This is a genomic window from Caballeronia terrestris, from assembly GCF_001544515.1.
GTDB lineage: Bacteria > Pseudomonadota > Gammaproteobacteria > Burkholderiales > Burkholderiaceae > Caballeronia > Caballeronia terrestris.
In genome coordinates this window covers 13,505-31,503 of record NZ_FCOL02000027.1, presented here as the reverse complement: position 1 = coordinate 31,503, position 17,999 = coordinate 13,505, and the positions used below count along the sequence as shown (strand labels likewise).

The 17,999-nt window shown below is 63.8% G+C and carries 15 protein-coding genes; 9 read left to right on the top strand and 6 right to left on the bottom strand.

Going from position 1 to position 17,999, the window contains the following annotated elements; genetic code table 11:
- The first annotated feature begins 28 nt into the window (after positions 1 to 28).
- Positions 29 to 646, top strand: a complete 618-nt coding sequence (locus AWB67_RS21185) for an MlaC/ttg2D family ABC transporter substrate-binding protein (protein WP_087658237.1) — start codon at positions 29 to 31, stop codon at positions 644 to 646.
- A gap of 15 nt (positions 647 to 661) precedes the next feature.
- Here the strand turns inward: AWB67_RS21185 and AWB67_RS21180 are convergent, their stop codons facing one another.
- Together AWB67_RS21180 and AWB67_RS21175 are read right to left on the bottom strand one after the other, a co-directional pair.
- Positions 662 to 1,300: a response regulator gene (locus AWB67_RS21180; RefSeq protein WP_087658189.1), complete on the bottom strand. Its 639-nt coding sequence runs from the start codon at positions 1,298 to 1,300 to the stop codon at positions 662 to 664.
- Complete coding sequence (locus tag AWB67_RS21175) at positions 1,290 to 2,714, bottom strand: cache domain-containing protein (RefSeq protein WP_087658236.1); 1,425 nt, start codon at positions 2,712 to 2,714, stop codon at positions 1,290 to 1,292. Before AWB67_RS21175 ends, AWB67_RS21180 begins: the two co-directional genes overlap by 11 nt.
- 185 nt (positions 2,715 to 2,899) lie before the next feature.
- Between AWB67_RS21175 and AWB67_RS21170 the strand changes: the two genes are divergently transcribed.
- Both AWB67_RS21170 and AWB67_RS21165 read left to right on the top strand, forming a co-directional pair.
- Positions 2,900 to 4,990 carry a carbon starvation CstA family protein gene (locus AWB67_RS21170; RefSeq protein ID WP_087658188.1) on the top strand — a complete coding sequence of 697 codons (2,091 nt, stop codon included), beginning with the start codon at positions 2,900 to 2,902 and terminating at the stop codon, positions 4,988 to 4,990.
- Positions 4,991 to 5,065: 75 nt separating this feature from the next.
- Entirely contained in the window at positions 5,066 to 5,260 is a 195-nt protein-coding gene (locus AWB67_RS21165) for a YbdD/YjiX family protein (protein ID WP_087628751.1), read from the top strand.
- A 319-nt stretch (positions 5,261 to 5,579) separates the two neighbouring features.
- Here the strand turns inward: AWB67_RS21165 and AWB67_RS21160 are convergent, their stop codons facing one another.
- The 3 genes from AWB67_RS21160 to ispH form a co-directional block, all read right to left on the bottom strand.
- The gene (locus tag AWB67_RS21160) at positions 5,580 to 5,831 is read right to left on the bottom strand and encodes a hypothetical protein (protein WP_087658187.1); all 252 of its coding nucleotides are present in this window, start codon (positions 5,829 to 5,831) and stop codon (positions 5,580 to 5,582) included.
- Positions 5,832 to 6,002: 171 nt separating this feature from the next.
- The gene (gene hpnH, locus AWB67_RS21155) at positions 6,003 to 7,160 is read right to left on the bottom strand and encodes an adenosyl-hopene transferase HpnH (RefSeq protein ID WP_087658186.1); all 1,158 of its coding nucleotides are present in this window, start codon (positions 7,158 to 7,160) and stop codon (positions 6,003 to 6,005) included.
- Between the two features lie 11 nt (positions 7,161 to 7,171).
- Complete coding sequence (gene ispH, locus AWB67_RS21150; RefSeq protein WP_087658185.1) at positions 7,172 to 8,134, bottom strand: 4-hydroxy-3-methylbut-2-enyl diphosphate reductase; 963 nt, start codon at positions 8,132 to 8,134, stop codon at positions 7,172 to 7,174.
- A 384-nt stretch (positions 8,135 to 8,518) separates the two neighbouring features.
- On the opposite strand from ispH, the gene AWB67_RS21145 reads away from it, so the two are divergent.
- Positions 8,519 to 9,721: a glycosyltransferase gene (locus tag AWB67_RS21145; RefSeq protein WP_087658184.1), complete on the top strand. Its 1,203-nt coding sequence runs from the start codon at positions 8,519 to 8,521 to the stop codon at positions 9,719 to 9,721.
- A gap of 10 nt (positions 9,722 to 9,731) precedes the next feature.
- Here the strand turns inward: AWB67_RS21145 and AWB67_RS21140 are convergent, their stop codons facing one another.
- Positions 9,732 to 10,739, bottom strand: coding sequence for a GlxA family transcriptional regulator (locus tag AWB67_RS21140; RefSeq protein WP_087658183.1), 1,008 nt, complete (start codon positions 10,737 to 10,739; stop codon positions 9,732 to 9,734).
- Between the two features lie 412 nt (positions 10,740 to 11,151).
- Between AWB67_RS21140 and AWB67_RS21135 the strand changes: the two genes are divergently transcribed.
- From AWB67_RS21135 to AWB67_RS21115, 5 genes are read left to right on the top strand one after another with little or no spacing between them, the layout of a single operon-like run.
- A complete protein-coding gene (locus tag AWB67_RS21135) occupies positions 11,152 to 12,426 on the top strand; it encodes a serine hydroxymethyltransferase (RefSeq protein ID WP_087658182.1) in 1,275 nt (424 codons plus the stop codon).
- Positions 12,427 to 12,443: 17 nt separating this feature from the next.
- Entirely contained in the window at positions 12,444 to 13,415 is a 972-nt protein-coding gene (locus AWB67_RS21130) for a dipeptidase (protein WP_087658181.1), read from the top strand.
- Between the two features lie 28 nt (positions 13,416 to 13,443).
- Positions 13,444 to 13,980, top strand: a complete 537-nt coding sequence (locus AWB67_RS21125; protein ID WP_087658180.1) for a DUF5943 domain-containing protein — start codon at positions 13,444 to 13,446, stop codon at positions 13,978 to 13,980.
- 35 nt (positions 13,981 to 14,015) lie between these two features.
- The gene (locus AWB67_RS21120; protein ID WP_087658179.1) at positions 14,016 to 16,079 is read left to right on the top strand and encodes an NADH:flavin oxidoreductase; all 2,064 of its coding nucleotides are present in this window, start codon (positions 14,016 to 14,018) and stop codon (positions 16,077 to 16,079) included.
- Positions 16,080 to 16,081: 2 nt separating this feature from the next.
- The gene (locus AWB67_RS21115) at positions 16,082 to 17,998 is read left to right on the top strand and encodes a (Fe-S)-binding protein (protein ID WP_087658178.1); all 1,917 of its coding nucleotides are present in this window, start codon (positions 16,082 to 16,084) and stop codon (positions 17,996 to 17,998) included.
- The last annotated feature ends 1 nt before the right edge of the window (position 17,999 follow it).

Genomic DNA, 17,999 nt, shown 5'->3' with positions numbered 1-17,999 from the left:
CTTCCATACCATACAGAGAACGGGTTCCATGAAACGCTATTTGTCCCTTTGCTTCACCTTCCTCGTCGCCGCGTTGTTCGTTTCGGGCAACGCCTTCGCCCAGGCGAGCCCCGATGCGGTGGTGAAAAACGCCGTCGAAGGCACCGTCGCCGCGATGAAGGCCGACCCGCAAGCGCGCGGCGGCGACATGTCGAAGATCACGCAGCTCGTCGAGACGCGCTTCGTGCCCGCCACCGACTTCGAGCGCATGACGCGCATCGCGGTCGGCAAGGCGTGGGCCACGGCGACGCCCGAGCAGCAGAAGCAGCTCTACGAGCAGTTCCAGAAGCTCTTCGTGCGCACTTACGCTTCGTCGCTGCTGCAATTGCGCGACCAGGACGTCAAGTTCGTCTTCGACAGCCCGAAGGTCGATGCGAGCACAAAGGACGTCGTCGTCGAGTCGCATGTAATCTCGACCGGCGGCGACAACCCCGTGCGCTATCGCCTCAGCAAGTCGGCGCAGGGCTGGAAAATCTACGACATCGACATGATGGGCGCCTGGCTCATCCAGGTCTATCAGCAACAGTTCGCGGGTCAGCTCTCGTCCGGTGGCGTCGATGGCCTCATCAAGTTCCTGACCGAGCACAACGCGCGCACGGCCGGTTGATCCCTTCTGCGACGGTCAGGTGCGGCGGTGCTCCACCGCGTACTTGATCAGCTCGGCCTGACCGTCGATATCGAGTTTCCGCTTCAGATTCAATCGGTGCGTTTCCACCGTGCGCACCGACAACCCATGCTGCAGCGCAATCTGCTTGCTCGACAGCCCGAGCGCGAGCGCGTCCAGAATGTCGCGCTCACGCGGTGTCAGGCGTTCCAACGGCGTCTGCATCGATTGCGCCTGGATCATCCGCATCGCCAGTCCCGCGCTGAAAAAAGTCTTGCCGGCGAGCACCGCGTCGATCGCGTGGATGATTTCCGTCGCCGGCGAATCCTTCAGCACATAGCCGCTCGCGCCCGCCCGCACGGCCTGCGCGACATATTCGATGTTGTCGTGCATCGACAGCATCAGCACGCGAATCCCCGGAAAACGCTCGTGAAAGAGCGCGGCCAGCTCGATGCCGCTCATCCCCGACATGCCGACGTCCATCAGCGCGAGGTCGGGCGGATTGGCTTCGTCGGCGGCGAGCGCGAGCGCTTCGGCCGCGTTGCCCGCCTCGCCGATCACGCGCAGGTGCGGCGCGGCGTCCAGCCGGGCGCGCAGGCCGTCGCGCACGAGCGGGTGGTCGTCGATCAGGACGAGTCGCGCGGGTTCAGAAGTCATCGGTCAGTCCTTGCAGGGTGGGGGCGGCGAGCGGCAGCGGCACCGTGGCGGCGACCACCGTGCGCCCGACCTGCGACACGATCTGGAGCGTCGCGCCGAGCCCGTCGAGCCGCTCGCGCATGTTGCGCAGGCCGACGCCGCTCTTCGGATCGGCGAGCGCGGCGCTCACGTCGAAGCCTTCGCCATTGTCCGCGATCGTGAGCGAAACGGCGTGCGGCGCGAGCTCGAGCGTGAGCGCGGCGCGCGTCGCCTTCGAGTGGCGGACGATGTTGGTCAGCGCTTCCTGCGCGATGCGAAAAAGCACGGTGTTGACCGGATCGGGGAGCGCCGCGCGCAAGCCCGGCGGCGCGTCTTTCGTCACCGATTCGAAGCGTACGTCGAGCACGCCCTGTTCGCTCAGCTCGCGCGCGAGTTGGTCGAGCGCGGCGGCGAGCCCGAGGTCGTCGAGCATCGCGGGGCGCAGCGCATGCGAGATGCGGCGCACTTCGCGCAGCGTGCCGGCGAGGCGCCCGAGCCCGGTGGCAAGCGCGGCTTCGGCGGCGGGTTCGCGCGTTTCGGCGCGCTCGAAGCGTGCAAGCGCCGATTCCAGCAGCAATTTCACGGAAACCAGCATCTGGCTGATGCCGTCGTGCAGTTCGCGCGAGAGGCGCGCGCGTTCCTGCTCCTGCGAATCGACGACCTGCCGCGCGAGGCGCTTCAGCTTGGCGTCGGAACTGCGATGCTCGCTGATGTTCAGCACGGCCGTGCACACGGCGATCACGCCGAGCGCCGCCAGCGCGATCGCGCCGATCCACGCCATCGTGCGATCGATGTTCGCGTGCGCTTGCGCGTCGATGCGCGCGAGCGTCGTCTCGACATCCTCCATATAAATACCGGTGCCGATCATCCAGCCCCAGCGCGGCAGCGGCACGACGTAGCCGAGCTTCGGCGCGAGCTTGCCCGTCGACGGACGCCGCCACACGTAGCGCACGTAGCCGCCGCCGCGCGACGCCTCGGTGATCAGCTTCTGGAGGGTCAGCGCGCCGGCGGGGTCGCGCATCAGCCACAGGTCGCGGCCGACGAGATCCGGCTGGCGCGGATGCATCAACGACGTGCCGTGCATCGTGTAGACGAAAAAATAGCCGTCCGCGCCGAAGTCGAGACGCTGCAGCGCATCGAGCGCCTGCTTCTTGCGCGCTTCTTCTTCGTCGGGGGTGCCGGTGGGGGCGTCGTAGTACGGCGCGACCGTGCTCTGCGCCAGTTCGACGTAATGCCGCAGCTCGATTTCCTTGCTTGAGAGGTACGCGGCCTGCGTCGTCGCGTGCTGCGATTCGGCGAGCGTGGTCGCCTGCTGGTGAACCCCGTATTCGATCCCGCCGATCGCGACGGCGAACGGCACGATCGCCAGCAAGAAAATCTTCGCTTTGAGATTCATGTCGAACTTCATGACGGCAAAAGGCGGTGGTTACGTAATTCTACGTAGAGCGGTTACGTAGTTGTCCGCTTGTAAGGCCTGCGGCGAAGGCGAATACTACACGCCCATAGCGTCCTTGACGCCATGCTCCCGCTTTTGTCAATCAGACCGCGGCGGGTATTTCAAACTAAAAGACAGGAGACACCATGAATCGGGCTTCCGGATTCCTGGTCTGGATCGCGGTCGCGCTACTCGGCGCGTTCGCATTCGGAACAATTGCACTCGCGCATGGAGAGCGCATCAGCGCGCTTTGGGTCGTCATCGCCGCGGTTTGCGTGTATTTGATCGCGTACCGCTTCTATTCACGCTTCATCGCGAGCAAGGTGCTTCAGCTCGACGGCCTGCGCGCCACGCCGGCCGTACGTCACAACGACGGCCTCGACTACGTCCCGACCAACAAGTACGTGCTGTTCGGCCACCATTTCGCAGCGATCGCGGGCGCGGGTCCGCTCGTCGGCCCGGTGCTCGCCGCGCAAATGGGCTACACGCCCGGCATGCTGTGGATTCTCGCGGGCGTCGTGTTCGCGGGCGCGGTGCAGGACTTCGTGGTGCTCTTCATCTCGACGCGCCGCGACGGCCGCTCGCTCGGCGACCTCGTCAAGATGGAACTCGGCCTCGTGCCGGGCGTGATCGCGCTGTTCGGCGCGTTCCTGATCATGGTGATCATTCTCGCGGTGCTCGCGCTGATCGTCGTGAAGGCGCTGACCGGCTCGCCGTGGGGCACGTTCACCGTCGGCGCGACGATTCCGGTCGCGATCTTCATGGGCATCTACACGCGCTACATCCGGCCGGGCAAGATCGGCGAGGTGTCGGTGATCGGCTTCATCGGCCTGATGCTCGCGATCGTGTACGGCCAGCATGTGGCCGAATCGGCGACCCTCGCGCCCTACTTCACGTTCACCGGCACGCAGCTCACGTGGATCCTGATCGGCTACGGCTTCATCGCTTCGGTGCTGCCGGTGTGGCTGCTGCTCGCGCCGCGCGATTATCTGTCGACGTTCCTGAAGATCGGCACGATCATGGGCCTCGCGATCGGCATCCTGATCGTCGCGCCCGAGCTGAAGATGCCGCAGTTCACGAAGTTCATCGACGGCAGCGGCCCGGTCTGGGCGGGCAGCCTCTTCCCGTTCCTGTTCATCACGATCGCGTGCGGTGCGGTGTCGGGCTTTCACGCGCTGATCTCGTCGGGCACGACGCCCAAGCTGATCGACAACGAAGCCAACATGCGCTTCATCGGCTATGGCGCAATGCTGATGGAATCGTTCGTCGCGATCATGGCGCTAGTGGCCGCCTCGGTGATCGAGCCGGGCGTCTATTTCGCGATGAACAGCCCGGCCGCCGTGCTCGGCACGACGCCTGAAGCGGTCGCGCAGACGGTGTCGAGCTGGGGCTTCCTGCTCACGCCCGACATGCTGACGTCGACGGCCAAAGCGGTCGGCGAGACGACGATCGTCGCGCGGGCGGGCGGCGCGCCGACGCTGGCCGTGGGCATGGCGCAGATTCTGCATCAGGTGATCGGCGGCCCGGCGATGATGGCGTTCTGGTACCACTTCGCGATTCTCTTCGAGGCGCTCTTCATCCTGACGGCGGTCGATGCGGGTACGCGCGCCGGACGTTTCATGCTGCAGGATTTGCTTGGCACGTTCGCGCCGGCGCTGCGTCGCACGGATTCGCTGCCGGCGAATTTGATCGCGACGGCGCTGTGCGTGGCGGCCTGGGGCTACTTCCTGTATCAGGGCGTGGTCGATCCGCTCGGCGGCATCAATACGCTCTGGCCGCTCTTTGGTATCTCGAACCAGATGCTGGCGGGGATCGCGCTGACGCTCGGCACGGTCGTGCTGTTCAAGATGAAGCGCGAACGCTACGCCTGGGTGACGGCCGTGCCGACCGTGTGGCTCCTGATCTGCACGATGACGGCGGGCTGGCAGAAGATTTTCCACTCGAACCCGAAGATCGGCTTCCTGTCGCATGCGTCGGTGCTGAGCCAGGCGCGCGATGCGGGCAAGATCGTGGCGCCGGCGAAGTCGCTGGAACAGATGGACCGCGTCATTTTCAACGACTATATCGATGCCGCGCTGGCGGGGTTGTTCATCTTCGTCGTCGTGAGTATCGTGATCTATGGCGTGCTGGCTGTGATTCGCGCCCGTCGCGAAACGCGTCCGACCGTGCGCGAAACGCCGTTCGAAGCCATGCCGGTCGGTACGCCGACGGGCGCGGCGATTCGCTCGGGGCATTGATGCATTGACCATCGGCTGGGGCCGTGACGGGTTTTAACCTGGTTGCGGCTCCGGTGCGAGCAACTGGAGGACATCATGTTCACCGATCTTCGGCAAGCCGGACGGTATCTCGGGCAGGCGATGCGCCTGATGGTCGGCCTGCCCGACTACGATAATTACGTGTCGCACATGCAGGCGACGCACCCCGACCGGCATGTGATGACGTATGAGGAATTTTTCCGCGAACGGCAGGAAGCGAGGTATGGGTCGGGGGCGGGGAAGTGTTGTTGAGGGCTTAGGGCCTTCTTAGGCGTGAAAAAAGCGCGATGGCGGAGGCTGTCGCGCTTTTTTTGAATCGGGCCGGTTGCCCGACAGATTGTGTAGAGAATTTGAGGATGCAACAGAAAAGTGACTTGCCAATTGAGCGCGCGGCCGACTTGTTCGAACCCGCGAAACTTGCTCATGGAGATCAGTTGAGCCTGCTACGCGGCTCGGCATTCGTTACGGAAAACCGACGGAACCGGTAGCCGAGGAAGATTGGGAAGCCTCCAGCGACGCGTGAACTTTCCGTAACGCTTTATGCGCATCAAGAAGCCGCGCAGAACCGCCCTCAAACCTCCGAAACCAGCACCACCGCCGTCGACGACACACTCTTCGCCGACCGCAGCGCCTTATCCCTCACCGCTGTCATATCTTCGACCTCGCTCGAATACCGGTAACTCGCCGGCAGCAAGCGAAAATCCCCGCCGACCTGCGCCGCCTTCGTCTCGCTGAAGCCGAGCTTGCGCAACGTCCTGCCGAGCAGCGAATAGTCGTCGAGATCGGCTTTGCCGAGATTGATGAGTACGTTGAATTGAGCCATGAGTAAGACTTCCTGCGCGTCCTGTCGAAGAGCCGCGAATCGTACGACGGTCGATGCGCGCCAACCCTGCGCATCGACAAAAAAGCACGAAATCCGACGAGCCAAAAAGCAAACGGGCAGATGTATCGCCCGCTGAGCGACATCACCTGCCCGCCACCAATCAGATGCCGTTCAGTGCGCGGCCGCAGCCGTCGGCTTGGCGCCCTTGTTGTTCTTCGCGCGGCCGATCTCTTCCAGCTTGATCTCGACGTGCTTCGAGAACACATATTCCGCCGGACGCTGCTTGTCGATCGGCAGGTCCTTCGCGTACGCGCCTTCCGTGCGCGGGCCGCGCATCGACACGCCCAGCGCCTTCAGCGGATGCGCGACGGTATCCATCACCGCCGTCGCTTCGAAGCCGCTGTGCACCATGCAGTCGGCGCACTTCTCATAGTTGCCCGTGCCGTACTTATCCCAGTCGGTGGTTTCCATCAGTTCCTTGAAGGTCTTCGCATACCCTTCGCCGAGCAGGTAGCACGGACGCTGCCAGCCGAACACTGTGCGCGCCGGGTTGCCCCACGGCGTGCATTGGTACGTCTGGTTGCCGGCCAGGAAATCGAGGAACATCGCAGACTGGCTGAACGACCAGTTCTTGCCGTTGTTGCCGCGCTTGAAGATTTCGCGGAACAGCGTCTTGGTCTTGTCGCGGTTCAGGAAGTGCTGCTGGTCCGGCGCACGTTCGTACGCGTAGCCCGGCGACACCGTGATGCCATCGACGCCCATCGGCCCGAGCGTGTCGAAGAACGCGGCGACGCGCTCCGGATTCGCATCGTTGAAGAGCGTGCAGTTGATGTTCACGCGGAAACCGCGGCGCTTCGCTTCCTTAATCGCTTTCACCGCCTTGTCGTAGACGCCTTCCTGCGAGACCGAATGGTCGTGCGTCGCCTGGTCGCCGTCGAGGTGGACGGACCACACGAAGTATGGGCTCGGCTCGTAGTCGTCCATCTTCTTTTCCATCAGCAGCGCGTTCGTGCAGAGATACACGAACTTCTTGCGCGCGATGATGCCCTTCACGACCTGCGGCATTTCCTTGTGCAGCAAGGGCTCGCCGCCCGCGATCGAGACGACCGGCGCGCCGCATTCATCGACGGCGCCTAAGCATTCCTCCAGCGACAGACGCTGGTTAAGGATCGGATCCGGATAGTCGATCTTGCCGCAGCCGTTGCAGGCGAGATTGCAGCGGAACAGCGGCTCCAGCATCAGTGCGAGCGGATAACGCTTGTTGCGCGTGAAATGCTGGCGCGCGATATACGCGCCAACCCGGACTTTTTGCAGCATCGGAATAGACAAGTGCGTGCTCCTTATTCTTGGCGTGCGGCTGTGGCATCGACCGCGGCAAGCGGTTGCGTCAGCTTCGCGGGCAATTTGAATTCGACCTTCTCTTCGCGGCCGTCCATCGTCGAGACTTCGACGTGGCCGAACGCGCGCAGGGCGTCGATGACATGGTTGACCATTTCCTCGGGCGCCGATGCGCCCGCGGTAATGCCGACGGTCTGCGCGTTCGCAAACCACTCCGGCTTCACTTCCGAGCCGTCCGCGACGAGGTAGCTCGGCACGCCGCTTTCGGCACCGATCTCGCGCAAGCGATTCGAGTTGGAACTGTTGGTGGCGCCGACGACGAGCAGCACTTGCACCTGGGTCGACAGCTCGCGCACGGCGGCCTGGCGGTTTTGCGTCGCGTAGCAGATGTCGCGCGTATCGGGGCCGACGATATCGGTGAAGCGGCGCTGCAGCGCGTCGATGATGCCGCGCGTGTCGTCGACGGAAAGCGTGGTTTGCGTGACGTACGCGACGGGCGTATCGACCGGCAGTTCGAGCGTTGCGACTTCGGCCTCGCTCTGTACGAGCACGACCTTGCCGGGAATCTGGCCGATCGTGCCTTCCACTTCCGGATGCCCCGCGTGGCCGATCAAAATCAGCGTGCGCCCTTGCGACACATACTGGCGCCCCTGCACGTGAACCTTCGTCACGAGCGGGCAGGTGGCATCGAGCACGTCGAGTCCGCGCGCCTGGGCGTCCGCCTCGACCGTCTGCGCGACGCCGTGCGCGCTGAAGATCGCGACCGCGCCGTGCGGCACTTCGTCGAGTTCTTCGACGAAACGTGCGCCCTTGTTCCGCAAGTTATCGACGACGTGCCGGTTGTGAACGATCTCATGGCGCACGTAGACGGGCGCGCCATGCCGTTCGAGCGCGCGATCGACGATTTCGATCGCGCGGACTACGCCCGCACAAAAGCCGCGGGGTTGAGCAAGGATGATACGCATATTCGGGCGAACTCCGACTGGCGCGGGTTTCGAGTGGACCCGACGCATCGCGTCAGGCCGTCGAGTCCGTCACGTCAACTTGTAGGGCGATTGACGGACTCACGGAAACGTTCGGTAATTAAGAAATGAATCGTTCAAACTTCGCGTCGAAGTTGACCGCGTATTCTAACTCGTTCGCTTTTAGGATGCTTGGAAGGGCGTGCTGGGCGGGCCGCAGAGCGGGGTTTGAGACAATTTCCTCCAAAGCGGAAAAGTGCAATAAACCGGTAGACTGTGCGGCGTTCCGGCCCGGAGTGGCCCTTTTGCTGCGTTGCGGCGGTCCAAACTCCGTCCGCGCGAATCGTAATCGCCGTACAACCCCGTTTAGTCGAAGACCCATCCATCATGTTATTGATCGCCTGGCTTTCGCTTCTCATCTGGCTCGTGCTTGTGTTCGCGCGCGGCGGCTTCTGGCGCGTGCAGCCCGCCGCGCCGCTCTCCGACACCACCCTGCACGCCGTCGGTCAAGCCGAGATCGCGCGCCGCGGCGCGTGGCCGGCGCTCGTCGCCGTCGTGCCCGCGCGCAACGAAGCCGACGCGATCGGCCGGGCGGTCGGCTCGCTGCTGAAGCAGGACTACGCGGGATCGTTCCGCGTGGTCGTCGTCGACGACCACAGCACCGACGGCACCGCCGACGCCGCCCAGTCCGCCGCGCGCGCGCTCGGCCTCGAAGACCGCCTGACTGTGCTCGCCGCCGAGCCGCTGCCGCCCGGCTGGTCGGGCAAGGTGTGGGCGCAGTCGCAAGGCATCGGCGCGATCGAGAAGCTCGGCATTCCCGCCGACTTCCTGCTGCTCACCGACGCCGACATCCACCATCCCGCCGATGCCGCGACGCAACTCGTCGCGCGCGCGATTCTCGAGGATCGCGACCTCGTCTCGCTGATGGTGCGGCTGCGTTGCGATTCGCTGTGGGAGAAGGCGCTGATTCCCGCGTTCGTGTTCTTCTTCGCCAAGCTCTATCCGTTCTCGTGGGTCGGCGACGTGAAGAAGCCGACCGCGGGCGCCGCCGGCGGCTGCATGATGGTGCGGCGCTCGGCGCTGGAAGAGGCGGGCGGCATCGAATCGATCCGGGGCGAACTCATCGACGATTGCAGTCTCGCCGCGCGTCTCAAGCATCGCGACGGACGCGGCGATGCCCGGCCGATCCGGCTCGATCTCGCCGGGCGCAGCGAGTCGCTGCGCCCCTATGACGACTGGCGCGAGATCTGGAACATGATCGCGCGCACGGCGTTCACGCAGTTGCGCTACTCGTCGTGGCTGCTCGCGGGGACCGTTGCCGGGATGGTGCTGATCTATCTCGTGCCGCCGGTGCTCGCCCTGTGGCTCGGCGGCCGCGCGTGGCCCGCATGCGTCGCGTGGGCGCTGATGTGCATTGTCTATGCGCCGATGCTGCGCTACTACCGCCGTTCGTTGCTGTGGGCGCCGCTGTTGCCGCTCGTGGCGCTGTTCTACGTCAGCGCGACGATCGGCTCGGCCGTGCGTTATTGGCGCGGCAAGGGCGGTCAGTGGAAGGCGCGCGTGCAGGCGCCGACGCGGGAAGGCTCCTGAAGCGTGCGCTTCAGGCGACGCGCAGACCGCCGCCCGCAGGCACCGAAGCAAGCGATGGCGCCTGCTTCCTGCGCTCGCGGGTAGGCGCCGTACCGAACGCATCGCGATAGCTCTTCGAGAAGTGGCAAGCCGACTGAAAGCCGCAAGCCATCGTGATATGCATGATCGACATATCGGTTTGCAGCAGCAGTTCGCGCGCACGGCGCAAACGCAATGTCAGGTAATAATGAGTAGGCGTCATGCCGAGATGCTCCCGGAAGATCCGCTGCAACTGCCGCTGCGACATCCCCGCGAGCCGCGCGAGTTCTTCGCGCGAAAGCGGCTCTTCGATGTTGTTCTCCATCAGCGAGATCACTTCGAATAGCGACTTGTTCGCCGATCCCAAGCGTGCGACGAGCGGCATGCGCTGCTGCGCGCTGGTATCGCGAACGTGTTCGACGATGAACTGCTCCGCGATCTGCGTTACCCGCGCCGTGCCGACGCGCGCGGCAATCAGGTTCAGCATCATGTCGAGCGGCGCGACGCCGCCGGTACAAGTCACCCGGTCGCGATCGACGACGAACAACTCCTTCAGAAAACGCGTGTCCGGAAACTCTTCCTTGAGCGCCGACATGTTCTCCCAATGGATCGCGCACGCGTAGCCCGCGAGCAAGCCGGCGCGCGCGAGCGCATACGTTCCGGTGCAAAGACTGCCGAGCACGCTGCCCGTCCGCGCGAAGCGGCGCAGCGCCACGAGGTGCGCGGGCGTGGTCTCCCGCTGCACGTCGATGCCGCCCACCACGAACACGATATCCGGCTGTCCGACGCAATCGACCGGGCCGGTATCGACGGACAAGCCGTTGCTCGCCGTGACCGGTCCGCCTTCGGGACTGACGATCGACCATCGATACAGCGGCTGCCCTGTCAGATAGTTCGCCATGCGCAGCACTTCGATGGCGTTGGTGAACGCGATCATCGTGAAGTTGGGTAGCGGCATGAAAGCGAAATGCGACAGCGACGCCGTGCGATCGGGGGACATGGGGGCCGTGATTCCTTGGAATCTATAGTTGGAGTCCGCCGTGGGGAGCAGCGGATTACGCATTTGATGACGATTGCAACTAGCGTGCCATAAGGCTAAACCCTGAGCCGCCGGGTCAAGCGCGCCCGGCTCTGGGGCAACGAAATAGAGAACGCACGTTTTAAAAGCACGCACGCTCCGCCGCAGTGCAGTGCGCGTTTCAAACACATTGCCGATACCTCAAATCGCGGCACGCCACTTGTCGAAAACAGACGCCCATGTCGGAAAAGGCCAAGAACGCGTCTGAATTCGTAAATTGACGCGCGGGGCGTGGATCAAGAATAGACGCAATCGAAGCGCGGTAACGAAAGGCCTTCAAGGCCACGACCGGCGCCTCGGAAACGATCCATTTTCCTGACCACGGACCTCCCTCATGTCGAATCCGAATCCTTTTTTTGAAGAGTCTCTGGCGACGCGCGACGCCTCGGTACGCGGCGCCGTGCTGAAGGAACTCGAACGCCAGCAGTCGCAAGTCGAATTGATCGCGTCGGAAAACATCGTGTCGCGCGCGGTGCTCGAAGCTCAGGGTTCGGTGCTGACGAACAAATATGCGGAAGGCTATCCGGGCAAGCGCTATTACGGCGGCTGCGAATTCGTCGATGAAGTCGAAACGCTCGCGATCGATCGTATCAAGCAGCTCTTCGACGCGAAGTTTGCGAACGTGCAGCCGCATTCGGGCGCGCAGGCGAACGGCGCCGTGATGCTCGCGCTTGCCAAGCCGGGCGACACTATTCTCGGAATGTCGCTCGATGCGGGCGGGCATCTGACGCACGGTGCGAAGCCCGCGCTTTCCGGCAAGTGGTTCAACGCGGTGCAGTACGGCGTGAACCGCGACACGATGCTGATCGACTACGACCAGATCGAGGAACTCGCGCAACAGCACAAGCCGTCGCTGTTAATCGCGGGATTCTCCGCCTATCCGCGCAAGCTCGACTTCGCGCGCCTGCGCCAGATCGCCGACAACGCCGGCGCGAGGCTGATGGTCGACATGGCGCACATCGCCGGGATCATCGCTGCGGGGCGCCATCAGAATCCGGTCGAGCATGCGCACGTCGTGACGTCGACCACGCACAAGACTTTGCGTGGCCCGCGCGGCGGCTTCGTGCTCACCAACGACGAAGACATCGCGAAGAAGATCAACTCGGCCGTGTTCCCCGGTCTGCAAGGCGGTCCGCTGATGCATGTGATCGCGGGCAAGGCCGTCGCGTTCGGCGAAGCGCTGCAGCCGGGCTTCAAGACTTACATCGATAACGTGCTTGCCAACGCGCAGGCACTCGGCGACGTGCTGAAACAAGGCGGCGCCGATCTCGTGACGGGCGGCACCGACAACCATTTGCTGCTCGTCGATCTGCGTCCGAAGGGCCTGAAGGGCAATCAGGTGGAGCAGGCGCTGGAACGCGCGGGCATCACCTGCAACAAGAACGGCATTCCGTTCGATACCGAGAAGCCGACCGTCACGTCCGGCGTTCGCCTGGGCACGCCCGCTGGCACGACGCGCGGCTTCGGCGTGAACGAGTTCCGCGACATCGGGCGCCTGATCGTCGAAGTCTTCGATTCGCTGCGTGACCATCCCGAGGGCCACGCCGCTACAGAACAACGCGTGCGCCGCGAAATCTTCGCGCTGTGCGAACGCTTCCCCATCTACTGAGAACTCTGGAGCTACAGATGAGCAACCTGCACGACGACAGCATCATCATCGACGGCCTGAACATTTCGAAGTTCGAGCGCTCGGTGTTCGAGGACATGAGAAAGGGCGGCGTGACGGCGGTGAACTGCACGGTGTCGGTCTGGGAAGACTTTCAGAAGACCATCGACAACATCGCTGAAATGAAGCAGCAGATCCGCGAGTACAGCGAGATCCTCACGCTCGTGCGCACCGCCGACGACATCCTGCGCGCGAAGAAGGAAAACAAGACCGGCATCATCTTCGGCTTCCAGAACTCGTATGCGTTCGAGGACAACCTCGGCTATATCGAAGTGTTCAAGGAACTCGGCGTGAACGTGGTGCAGCTTTGCTACAACACGCAGAATCTCGTCGGCACCGGCTGTTATGAAGCGGATGGCGGCCTCTCCGGCTATGGCCGCGAAGTGATTCAGGAGATGAACCGCGTCGGCATTCTCGTCGATCTGTCGCACGTTGGCGCGAAGACGTCGTCGGACGCGATCGCCTGTTCGAAGGTGCCGGTCACGTACTCGCACTGCTGCCCGTCAGGTTTGAAGGAGCATCCGCGCAACAAGTCGGATGAACAGCTCAAGGAGATCGCCGATGCGAACGGCTTCGTCGGCGTGACGATGTTCTCGCCGTTCCTGAAGCGCGGCGCCGATGCGAATGTCGACGACTACCTCGAAGCCATCGACTATGTGATCAATGTGATCGGCGAAGACAAGGTGGGCATCGGCACCGATTTCACGCAAGGCTATTCCACCGAATTCTTCGACTGGATCACGCACGACAAGGGCCGCTATCGCCGTCTGACGAACTTCGGCAAGGTCGTGAATCCGGAAGGCATCCGCACGATCGGCGAGTTCCCGAACCTCACCGCCGCGATGCAGAAGGCGGGCTGGAGCGAGTCGCGCATCAAGAAGGTGATGGGCGAGAACTGGCTGCGCGTATTCGGCGAAGTCTGGAACGTCTGATCGACCCAATATAAAAAGGACCCTCACGATGCAACCCCAACTGCCTATCGACGTCGATCCGAACACCGGCGTCTGGACCACCGACGCGCTGCCGATGCTCTACGTGCCGCGCCACTTCTTCACGAACAACCACACGGCGGTCGAGGAAGCGCTCGGCCGAGACGCCTACGCCGAGATCCTCTACAAGGCCGGCTACAAGTCCGCGTATCACTGGTGCGACAAGGAAGCGAAGCAGCATGGCTTGACCGGCATGGCCGTGTTCGAGCACTACCTGAAGCGCCTGTCGCAACGCGGCTGGGGCATCTTCACGATCGTCGAATCCGATCCCTCGACTTCGCATGCGCGCATCGAACTGCACAACTCGTCGTTCGTGCTCGCGCAGCCGGGCAAGCAGGGCAAGCTCTGCTACATGTTCGCGGGCTGGTTCGCGGGCGCGATGGACTGGGTGAACGACACGGCCGCGCCTGAAGCGAAGAAGGGCCCGCGTTCGCATTCCATCGAAACGCAGTGCGCCGCCGAAGGGCACGACCACTGCGTGTTCGAAGTGTCGCCGCTCGCGTCCTAAGCGCGTAAAGCATATCCATTCCGAGGTCGATCGCGATGCGTTACCCCAACCTTTTCAAGCCTCTCACGCTGAACAAGCTGACCCTGCGCAACCGCATTGTCAGTACCGCGCACGCTGAGGTGTATGCGGAGCCGGGCGGCCTGCCGGGCGACCGCTATATCCGTTACTACGAAGAGAAGGCGAAGGGCGGTGTCGGCCTCGCCGTGTGCGGCGGTTCGAGCCCGGTATCGATCGACAGCCCGCAAGGCTGGTGGAAGTCGGTCAATCTCTCGACCGACAAGATCATCGATCCGCTCGCGCGTCTCGCCGAAGCGATGCATCGTCATGGCGCGAAGATCATGATCCAGGCGACGCACATGGGCCGCCGTTCCGCGTGGCATGGCGAGAGCTGGCCGCATCTGATGTCGCCTTCGGGCGTGCGCGAGCCGGTGCATCGCGGGAACGCGAAGATCATCGAAGTGGAAGAGATTCGCCGCATCATCGCCGACTTCGCCACGGCCGCGAAGCGCGTGAAGGACGCGGGCATGGACGGCATCGAGATTTCGGCGGCTCACCAGCATCTGATCGACCAGTTCTGGAGCCCGCGTACCAACTTCCGCACGGACGAATGGGGCGGGTCACTGGAAAACCGTCTGCGCTTTGGCACAGAAGTGTTGAACGCCGTGCGTGAAGCGGTGGGCGCGGATTTCTGCGTCGGCCTGCGCATGTGCGGCGACGAATTCCATGAAGACGGTCTCAATCACGAGCAACTGAAAGAGATCGCGCAGGCAATGTCGGAGTCGGGCTTGATCGATTACGTCGGCGTGATCGGTTCGGGCGCGGATACGCACAATACCCTCGCGAACTGCATGCCGCCGATGGCGTTGCCGCCCGAACCGTTCGTGCATCTCGCAGCGGGCATCAAGTCGGTGGTGAAGCTGCCGGTGATGCACGCGCAAAGCATCCGCGACGCGGGTCAGGCCGAGCGGCTGCTCGCGAACGGCATGGTCGATCTGGTCGGCATGACGCGCGCGCAGATCGCCGATCCGCACATGGTCATCAAGATCCGCGATGGCCGCGAGGACGAGATCAAGCAGTGCGTCGGCGCGAACTATTGCATCGATCGGCAGTACAACGGCCTCGACGTGCTGTGCGTGCAGAACGCCGCGACCTCGCGCGAAGAGACGATGCCGCATGTGATCGAAAAGACGCGCGGGCCGAAGCGCAAGGTCGTGGTCGTCGGCGCGGGTCCGGCCGGATTGGAAGCGGCGCGCGTGGCGAAGTCGCGTGGGCACGATGTCGTGCTGTTCGAGAAGAACGACTACGTCGGCGGTCAGATCATGCTGGCCGCGAAGGCGCCGCAGCGCGAGCAGATGGCGGGCATCGTACGCTGGTTCGACATGGAGACGAAGCGCCTGGGCGTCGACCGGCGCCTGGGCGTCGCCGCCGACGACAAGATGATCATGGCCGAGAAGCCGGACATCATCGTGCTCGCGACGGGTGGCTCCGCGTTCACGCAGCAGGTGCCGGCGTGGGGTGTCGAAGAGGGCCTGGCGGTCAGCGCATGGGACGTGCTCTCGGGCAAGGTCGAGCCGGGCAAGAACGTGCTCGTCTACGACGGTGTCAGCACGCATGCGGGCGCAGGCGTCGCCGATTTCATGGCGAGCCGCGGCTCGAACGTGGAGATCGTGACGCCGGACGTGAAGGTCGCGGACGATGTCGGCGGCACTACATTCCCGATCTTCTACCGCAGGCTGTATGCACAGGGCGTGATCCACACGCCGAACTACTGGCTCGACAAGGTGTACGAGGAAGACGGCAAGAAGATCGCCGTGATCCGCAACGAGTACACGGAAGAGCAGGAAGAGCGGGCGGTCGATCAGGTGGTGATCGAGAACGGCAGCACGCCCAACGACGAACTCTACTGGAAGCTGAAGCCGGAGTCGCTGAACCTCGGTCAGGTCGACGTGCACAAGCTCTTCGCATCGGAGCCGCAGCCGTCGCTTTCCGAAGAACTCGGCAACGGACGCTTCCTGCTGTTTCGCGTCGGCGACTGCATCTCCATGCACAACATCCACGGCGCGATCTACGACGCGCTGCGTCTTTGCAAGGACTTTTGACGATGAGCCCCGTGTTTGTCATCACCGTCTTGCTGTGGGTATCGGTGGCCGGTCTCGCGTTCGCGCTCGTGAAGCGCGCAGCGTACTGGCGCGAAGGGCGGGCCACCGCCGCGGGCGCTTACGGCTGGGCCAACCTGTTCACGATCCCCAAGCGCTATTTCGTCGACCTGCATCACGTGGTCGCGCGCGATCCGTATATCGCGAAGACGCACGTCGCGACCGCGGGCGGCGCGATCCTCGCGATGGCGCTCGTGTTCCTCAACTACGGCCTCGCGATTTACTCGCCGTGGCTCGACAAGCTGATCTTTCTCGCGGCGTTGATCATGCTGGTGGGCGCGGTGTTCGTATGGCGCCGGCGTCATGGCGCGAAAGCGGTGCCTGCACGCCTCTCGCGTGGACCGTGGGACAGCCTTCCGCTCCTGCTCGGTTCGTTCGCGCTCGGCCTCGCGCTCTTTATCGTGCTGCCGGCTTCGGCGATGTCGGGTGCGCTTGCGATCCTCGTCGCGTTGCTGATCGCGGCGGGCGCGTTCACGATGACCTTCGGCGCGGCGCGCGGCGGTCCGATGAAGCACGCGATGGCGGGCCTGCTGCATCTCGCGTTTCATCCGCGCCAGGAGCGCTTCACGGGCAAGAGCCACGAACATGACGTCGTCCCGCCGACGGCGCTCAAGATGCCCGTGCTCGACGCGAAGGAATACGGCGTCGGCAAGCCGGTGGAGTTCCGCTGGAACCAGTTGCTGAGCTTCGATGCTTGTGTGCAATGCGGCAAGTGTGAAGCGGCCTGTCCGGCGTTTGCAGCGGGTCAGCCGCTGAACCCGAAGAAGCTGATTCAGGATCTCGTGACGGGCATGGTCGGCGGAACGGATGCGGCGTATGCAGGCAGCCCGACGCCTGGCATTCCGCTCGGCAAGCACGGCGGCGCACCGGGCAAGCCGCTGATTTCGAGCCTGATCGAAGCGGACACGATCTGGTCCTGCACGACCTGCCGCGCCTGCGTGCAGGAGTGCCCGATGCTGATCGAACATGTCGATGCGATCGTCGACATGCGGCGCAACCAGACGCTCGTCGAAGGCATCGTGCCGGGCAAGGGGCCGATCACGCTGTCGAACCTGCGTGAGACGGGCAGTTCGAACGGCTACGACATAGGCGCGCGCTACGACTGGGCCGTCGACCTGCAAGTGCAGGTGGCGCAGCCGGGACGTCCGGTCGACGTGCTGCTGATCGCGGGCGAAGGCGCGTTCGACATGCGCTATCAACGCACGCTGCGTGCGCTCGTCAAGGTGCTGAACAAAGCCGGTATCGATTATGCGGTGCTCGGCGGCGTGGAAACCGATACGGGCGACACGGCGCGCCGTCTCGGCGACGAAGCCACGTTCCAGCAATGCGCGAAGCAATTGATCGATACGCTCTCGCAGTATTCGTTCAGGAAGATCGTCACCGCCGATCCGCACGTCATGCACAGCCTGCGCAACGAATATCGCGCGCTCGGCGGGTTCTACGAGGTGCAGCATCACACGTCGCTGATCGCGGAGATCGTCGCGAGCGGCAAGCTCTCGCCGCGTGCCACCGCCGCGCTAGCTGAGAAGAAGATCACGTACCATGATCCGTGCTATCTCGGCCGATACAACGGCGAGACGGAGGCGCCGCGCCAGTTGCTGAAGACGATCGGCATCAAGGTCGTCGAGATGGAACGCAACGGCATGCGCGGACGCTGCTGCGGCGGTGGCGGCGGCGCGCCGCTCACCGACATCCCGGGCAAGCAGCGCATCCCCGACATCCGTATCGCCGATGCGCGCGCGGTGAACGCGGAGATCGTCGCGGTCGGCTGCCCGAATTGCACGGCGATGCTGGAAGGCGTCGTGGGCCCGCGTCCTGAAGTGCTGGATGTGGCCGAACTCGTTGCCGCAGCGCTGGAGTAAC